This window comes from Candidatus Aquarickettsia rohweri (assembly GCF_003953955.1).
GTDB lineage: Bacteria > Pseudomonadota > Alphaproteobacteria > Rickettsiales > Midichloriaceae > Aquirickettsia > Aquirickettsia rohweri.
On the sequence record NZ_RXFM01000065.1, the window covers coordinates 1 to 7,669 of the forward strand.

General features: G+C 27.8%; 7 protein-coding genes. 5 read left to right on the forward strand and 2 right to left on the reverse strand.

Features of this window, described 5'->3' with window-relative positions; translation table 11 throughout:
• Positions 1 to 196, forward strand: a 196-nt coding sequence (locus EIC27_RS04780; protein WP_126044202.1) for a transposase domain-containing protein, incomplete at its 5' end; no start/stop codon positions are given.
• A gap of 520 nt (positions 197 to 716) precedes the next feature.
• Here the strand turns inward: EIC27_RS04780 and EIC27_RS04785 are convergent.
• Positions 717 to 3,989 (reverse strand): FAD-dependent oxidoreductase, encoded by a 3,273-nt coding sequence (locus EIC27_RS04785; protein WP_126044979.1) that lies wholly within the window; start codon positions 3,987 to 3,989, stop codon positions 717 to 719.
• A 116-nt stretch (positions 3,990 to 4,105) separates the two neighbouring features.
• On the opposite strand from EIC27_RS04785, the gene EIC27_RS04790 reads away from it, so the two are divergent.
• Genes EIC27_RS04790 through EIC27_RS04805 form a run of 4 tightly spaced genes read left to right on the forward strand, consistent with a single transcriptional unit; the run spans position 4,106 to position 7,358 of the window.
• The gene (locus tag EIC27_RS04790; protein WP_126044980.1) at positions 4,106 to 5,197 is read left to right on the forward strand and encodes a flagellar basal body P-ring protein FlgI; all 1,092 of its coding nucleotides are present in this window, start codon (positions 4,106 to 4,108) and stop codon (positions 5,195 to 5,197) included.
• An 11-nt stretch (positions 5,198 to 5,208) separates the two neighbouring features.
• Complete coding sequence (locus EIC27_RS04795; RefSeq protein ID WP_126044981.1) at positions 5,209 to 5,532, forward strand: hypothetical protein; 324 nt, start codon at positions 5,209 to 5,211, stop codon at positions 5,530 to 5,532.
• Positions 5,522 to 6,004, forward strand: coding sequence for a hypothetical protein (locus EIC27_RS04800; RefSeq protein WP_126044982.1), 483 nt, complete (start codon positions 5,522 to 5,524; stop codon positions 6,002 to 6,004). The genes EIC27_RS04795 and EIC27_RS04800 overlap by 11 nt, the downstream gene beginning before the upstream one ends.
• Before the next feature lie 4 nt (positions 6,005 to 6,008).
• Positions 6,009 to 7,358, forward strand: a complete 1,350-nt coding sequence (locus EIC27_RS04805; RefSeq protein WP_126044983.1) for a FlgK family flagellar hook-associated protein — start codon at positions 6,009 to 6,011, stop codon at positions 7,356 to 7,358.
• A gap of 81 nt (positions 7,359 to 7,439) precedes the next feature.
• On the opposite strand, the gene EIC27_RS08265 is transcribed toward EIC27_RS04805, so the two are convergent.
• The coding region (locus EIC27_RS08265; RefSeq protein WP_205702304.1) for a transposase domain-containing protein at positions 7,440 to 7,669 on the reverse strand (230 nt) is incomplete at its 5' end.

A 7,669-nucleotide genomic window follows, 5' to 3' on the forward strand; every position in this document is an offset into this window, starting at 1 on the left:
GATGTTCTGTGCAACAACTAAGGGTGCTAAAGCTAGTGCAAATATTTATAGTATTATTGAAACTTGCAAAGTAAATAAGATTAATCCTTATGATTATTTAAAATATTTGCTGAATCATATTCATGATTATTCTGATCCAAAAGAGTTAGTAAATTTACTTCCATATAATATTGATAAAAAAATATCATCAAATTAAATTTTTTTTAGAATTATCAAAAAACTTAAGAAACCCAAAGAAAGGCGGATAATACTTGTCAAGATGGGGATATTTTAGCGTTTACGTTTCTTTTATACATTAAAATAAATCCATATTTTTAACTCGAACTGCAATTAAGAAATAAGAAATTTATAATAAATCTTATCATCATGAAGTGGAGTGTATATCTGGATTGCCACGGATGCCTATCATCATCCTCGCAATGATGCTTTTATTTTTGTCATCACGAGGTTGCATAGCAACCGTGGTGATCCATAATTATTACCTTAATTACATTTGTTAATAACTTTCCTGTCCTGGATTGCCGCGAGCATTAAAATGCTCTCGCAATGACTGTATTGCTAACAAAATTGTATTCAAGTGTTTGTATATAATACTTATATTTGTTTTGATGGAAAAAAGCTAACAAACAATAGCATCTTATGTTAAAACTTTTAGCGAGATATAGACCATGTATTGACAATGTTATTTTCCTTAAGTTACAAAAAAGAAATTGTTATTATTTTACTAAACTTGTAATTTTTTCCAATAAACTATTTTGCTTTAAACGACATGAGAGATGATTAAAATCTACATGTTTTAGATTCTGATCTTGATTAAAACAACTATAAACATAATTAACTTCATTTGTTACAGGATCTGTATGTTTTTGCAAACATTGTGCACAGATTTCCTTCATCATGCATTGCATAGGAGAATTAATAGATGCAAAAGCCTTGATGTTTTGGTTAAACAAATCTTTTAAATCCTTCTTAACAGCAAAGGATACTGCTTTCATCATTGAATCTGATCCTATCACTATCATCCTATCAAATTCTTTTAATTTTAGCTTTTTGCTTAGTTTATTATCATAATTTTTCAACGCCTCAACCATATTTCCATGAAAATATTTATTATTTGAAAAATCCAATTTAGATTCATCACAACACCATATAACTTCACTTGCAGCTTTCTCAATTTCATTAATTTTAAATAAATCTTCTTGTTTTTTATATCCAGCAAAATATAAAACATAGCACCCTCTTTCTAGTAAGGCTTTTCCAATAGAAAACAAAACTGCATTACCTAAACCACCACCTATTAATATTACATTTTCATCTTTTGGTATATAAGTTGGAGCTCCAGTTGGTCCCATTAAACTTATATTTTCATTTGGTTTTAAATCTTTGCAAAAATCTGAAGAACCACCCATCTCAAGTACTATTAATGAAATTATACCTTTTTCTTTATCTACACTAGCACCAGTAAGAGCAAGAGGCTCAATGACGTTTAGATATCCATTTTTAACTTTTGCAGTTGTTTCATAATTTTGCAATCTATAAAACTGTCCTGGCTTAAACTTACTGACAGCTATAGGAGATTTAACCAAAATTTCTACAACATTCTTAGTTAGTCTATTAACTTTTATAACGCTTGAAGTTAACTGATCATTTAATTTATTAAAAAATACATTATATGGAATATTATTTTTTATATTATGCTTTAATATATAGTTTGTAATTAATGGGTAACTATGCTTAGCACTAGCCATTGCCTTTACTACACTGCCTGAATATTTAGGATGTGAATCGCCTAATACACTAACACTAAAATCTTCACTTGTTTTAGTAAAAAACTCAACATCTTCTTCTGACTTAATTAATGAAAAATATCTTCCACTTAATTTAAAATGCTCATTATCCTCTCTTGCTAAAGTTGTGTTAGGATTTGTACCAGTTGCAATTATTACAGTCTTAGCTTTTAAAGTTTTATTATTACAAACAATCTCTTTGCAATGATTATATTGATCAACATTAATTCTAATAGGATTCGTATTTTCAACAAATTCAATTCCTTCTTCTAATGCCTTTTCAACTTCTTCATGATTTAATTTATAAGCTGGAGATTCTTCAAATTGTTTTCTATATATGATTTTAACTCCACCCCATTCTTTTAATAATCTTAATTTATTATTTGTATTTTTTCTTAGTAGTTTAGCATGAAATATATACTCTTTAGCTATCTCAATTTGTTCATCACTTAGTTTATTAAAAAATCTATCTCCTAATTTTTCAAACTGTACTAAAAATTTCTCAATCATTATAGGATAGTATGCTAAACTTTCAGTTGCAGCATCTATAGAAGTAAGGCCGCCACCTATTACCACTATTGGTAACCTAATTTGTAAATTGGTTAAGCTATTTTTTCTAGCTGGTCCAAGTGTTTGTAATGCCATTAAAAAATCTGAAGCAGTTTTTATACCCTTACAGAGAATATTTTCAACATCTATAATGTTAGGCTTACCTGCCCCTATAGCTAATGCTACATGACTAAACCCTAAATTTTTTGCAGAATCATAAGTAATAGTGCTTCCAAATCTAATACTTCCAAATAATCTAAAATTTGTTCTTCTTTCAAGAATTAATCTTAAAATAGTCAGATAATTTTTATTCCATCTTACAGTAATTCCATATTCAGAAACCCCACCAAATCCATATGCCTTTCTTTCACTTAATTCTTCCATTATCTCTGAAATATCTTTAATTGGCTTAAAATTAGTTCTATTACCACCTGAATCAATACCAGACATATTACTTGACATAGTCTCAATTTTTAATCCATCAATCCCTACAACTGTAAAACCTTCATTTATCAAATAATGAGCAAGAGTAAAACCTGCAGGTCCCATTCCAACGATAAGAACCTTATTATTATTAATATTATTAGGAAGATATTTTTCAGATTTCAACGGATTCCATTTTGTAAGTAAACTATATATCTCAAACCCGTAATCAAGTTTTAAAACATCATCTAAAATTTTGCTTTCTACCAAAGGTATATCAACTGGTTCTTGATTTTGATAAATACAAGATTTCATACAATCATTACAAATTCGATTACCAGTTGCAGCTATCATTGGATTATCTATAATTGCAGTTGCCAAAGCGCCAATAACTATACCTTCTTTTTTAAGAAAATTCATTTCTGAAATTTTTTGCTTAAGAGGACAACCTTTTAAAGGTATATCTAAAGGATTAGATTTAACTTCATCTGCAGTTTTATTAATTAAACCTTTTGAACAAGAATCCTTATTTTGTTTGTGGCAATATAAACAATAATTCGCATTTACGATAGCTTTAGGTTGTGTAAGTGTTTTATCACTAAGATTAAATCCATCTCTTGATCTAATTTTTTTATCTTTAAAAAATTTCACTCCATCGTCTGATTCAGAGCAATCAATTAATTTATTAAAATCTAATTTTTTAGGTATTTTAAACAATACCCCATTTTTATATTTATCCCTTCCTTCATTAGAATATAAAACCCATGCAGCATATACTTTAGCTGCTTCCAAAAGCTTTTCATCTCCTTTTTCAAGCCAATTTAAAATATTTGTGGCAATAGATAATTCATCATCAAGATCTACATTATTCTCAGTGATTAAACTTATAGCATCCTTTAATTTTGCTGGATTAAAATCTTCACGTTTAACTTTTCTTTGAATAAATCTCTTCCTAGACTGAAATAAAGAAGAAGTCTTTTTATGATAACTCCTAATTTTATCTTGATCATACGAAATATTAAATAAATCTATAATAAATTCCTCTATATATGGGCTTAATTTAATGATAAATTCAGAAGAAATTTTATTATTCTTTCTATGTGCTATTAACTCACTTAAAATTTCAGTATTTCTTTCACTCAAAAACTCTAAAAATTTTTGATCAATTTTTTCTAACCCACCTACCGAGTACAAATCTTTAAACTTAATACCAAAGCTAAACTCAACCATTTTACAAATTATTAACTAATAAAATTAAACATATATATATATTTTTAAATAAATTTTCTTGATACTTACTTTTAATAATGCTTAAATTATCCAAATTGGATGTGTTATGAAATTTAATGCAATATAAATTAATTAAATTACTTTCTATAATTTTTTGGATTCTACTACTTTTTCCTATAAAATCAAACTCTGACTCAAGAATTAAAGATATTGTTAATTTTGAAGGCATAAGGGATAATGTTTTGGTAGGATATGGTTTAGTAACAGGATTAGATGGAACAGGAGATAATTTAAAAAATTCAAATTTTACCCACAAGGGGCTAGTAAATTTATTAGAAAAATTAGGAATAAATACAAGAGGCGAAAATTTAAAAACAAAAAATGTTGCTGCAGTTATGGTAACAGCTAATCTTCCTGGATTTTCAAGAACTGGTAACAGAATATCTATAAATCTTAGTAAATTAGGAGATGCTAAAAGTTTAAAAGGTGGGACCTTATTAGCTACTCCACTTATGGGAATTGATGGAAAAATTTATGCCGTTGCTCAAGGTCAAGTTGGAATAGGAAAGCTATCCGATAGTAGACAAGATACTTTTAAACCAATTTTAACCTCTGGCTATATTATAAATGGAGCATCTGTTGAAAGAGAAATTGATTTTGATTTAAATTCATTACAGCACGTTAATATTTCATTAAATAATCCAGATCTTACAACAGCTCGTGCCATAGCAAATGCTATCAATTCTTATTTAAGCTCTAATTTAGCAATATCACGAGACCCTGGCACAGTTACTTTACAGATCCCAAATGAATATAAAAGTAATGTAGTTGGTTTATTAGCAGATATAGAAAATATAGTGATATCACCTGATACTATAGCTAAAATAATAATTGATGAAGCAACAGGTACAATAGTAATTGGCAAGCATGTAAAAATTTCTAAAGTGGCTATTGCTCAGAAAAATTTAATTGTTAAGGTATCTCCAATTAAAGAATTTGAATTGGAATCTAATATTTTATCTAATAAAAATGACCCTGAAGAACAATCAGAACCTGGAACTGCTTTAAAGATTCTTAAACCAACTGCAAACTTAGCAGATTTAGTATCTGGATTAAATTCATTAGGAGTAAAAACACAAGATTTAATAACAATATTAAAATCCATTCAAGAAGCAGGAGCATTACAAGGAGAAATATCAATAAAATAGGTTAAAAAAGTATGAGTGGACAAAAAATAGGTATACACATTCAACAACTGCAAGAATCTAAATATAATGTAACTAAAAGTCATGAATCCAATCTACAACAAAAAAAATTCAAGGAATCGTTAGATGAATTAAATGCAACATTATTAACAAAGTTACTAGAACCTATTTATGAAACAATTGAGCCTGACCCACTAACAGGAGGAGGATTTGCTGAAAAAACTTTAAATTATTTTTTAATTAATGAATACTCTAAAAAAATTACTGAAAATGGCAAATATCAAGTTGATCCTAATCTAAATAACCAACTAATGAAAAAATACAATAATGAAAAATGATAAAAAAATAGAGTCAGAAACGAAAAGCAAAAAAATAGATGATAAAAAAGCTCAATTTGATCATGAATTAATTATAAGTGCTTTAACTAGATTAAAAGATTTAATTAAAAGAGAAGAAAATTTAATTGAAAAAAAACAATATTCAGATGCAGAGAAATTAATTCCAGATACATTAGAACTTGTTAATTTTTTTGCAAGAAATAAAGATGATATTCTTAACAGTTATGATCTCACAAAAGAAGAAGATAAACAAAAAAGAGAGGAGATAAAAAATTTGGTACAAAATTTGCTGAATAATTCTAATAAAAATATTAACAAAATTAAGAAAGCACAATATATAGGTTCTAAGGTCATGGAAATAATAAAAGAATCAGTACACAAGAATCAGATGAAAAATAAAAATTACAATATAAGTGGGAAATCAGAAGCTAAGTATAAAAATAAAAATATTATGTTAGATAAGGAGGTATAGTTTTATGAGCCAAGTATTACATACAACTGAATCTGCAATTCATAATCATGAACAATTAATTAGGTTAGCACAACAAAATATTGTTAATGCAAATAACCCTAATTATACAAAACAAGAAGCAACTGTAGTTTCTAATCCAAATTTAGGCGCAGTAATTAAGGATATTCGTTTGGCAATTACAGATGGGTTACTAGAAGAACAATATACCAGGAATTCTGAATTTAGCGCAAGTTCAAAAACTTTAGAACTATTAGAAGGAACATTAAAAACACTATATAATTTAAAGCTGGATGGAAAAAACAGTGTATCAGGAACGTTAGGAAATGTTTTTGCAAGCATTAATAAATTACAAGGCTCCAGCAATGATTCAACCGAGATGGATAACACTATAACCTCAATAATAAAATTTGCTGATACTGTCTCTAAGCAGTCTCAAGAATTTGAAAAACAAAGGATCAAAATTGATAAACAAATTGCTGATTCAGTTGAAAAATTAAATGCACACATAATTTCAGCAAGAGAGCTAAGCTCTTCTTTGCCTTTATTAAAAAGCAATACTCGGGGAGGCAGCGATATGAAATATAACGATGCAAAAACCAAGCTTGATAATGAATTACGCGAGATATCTAAAATTATTGATATTAATCAACGTTTTGATAAAGAAGGTGCATTAATTGTAGAAACAACAACAGGAATTCCTTTAATAAAAGGAAATATAAAATATAAAGTTGAATTTTCACATACAGATAATTTAAAAGATTATTTAGATAAAAGTTTTAAAATTCCTGCACTTTCAGTGATTGATGAAAATTTACATGATGATTCACCTGCACTTAGAAATGATATAGTTACAAGCGAAGTTACTGACGAAATCACACATCATTTAAGAGGTGGAGAGTTGCGAGCATTTTTTGACTTAAGAGATAAAATTATACCAGATATAATGAATAGATTGGATATTTACACTAATACTCTTGTTAAGCAGGTCAATTCAGCTTATGCAGATGCCTTACCTTCTTCTGGATTTGAATCAGTCACAGGCAATATGAAATTTAGTAGTAATGAATCTATATGCGTAAATGGAAAATTTAAAATAGCTTTTTTAAACCCAAATGATGGAACTCAAGCAAAAGATTCTAGCGGATCACTTGGCATGATTGAAATAGATTTAGACTCTATTAGAGATTCTAATTACCAAATTACTATTAACAGATTAATATCCGAAATAAATACAAAAACTTCTGGAAAAGCAATCGTTGAATTAGTTGATAATGATAGCAATGTAATAACTTCTGGCCAAGGATACTTAAGATTAAGATCTGCCAATGGTACTAGTTTTAATTTTGCAATGTAAACGCTAAAATATCCCCATCTTGACAAGTATTATCCGCCTTTCTTTGGGTTTCTTAAGTTTTTTGATAATTCTAAAAAAAATTTAATTTGATGATATTTTTTTATCAATATTATATGGAAGTAAATTTACTAACTCTTTTGGATCAGAATAATCATGAATATGATTCAGCAAATATTTTAAATAATCATAAGGATTAATCTTATTTACTTTGCAAGTTTCAATAATACTATAAATATTTGCACTAGCTTTAGCACCCTTAGTTGTTGCACAGAACATCCAATTTTTTCTGCCAACTGCAAATGGTTTTATAC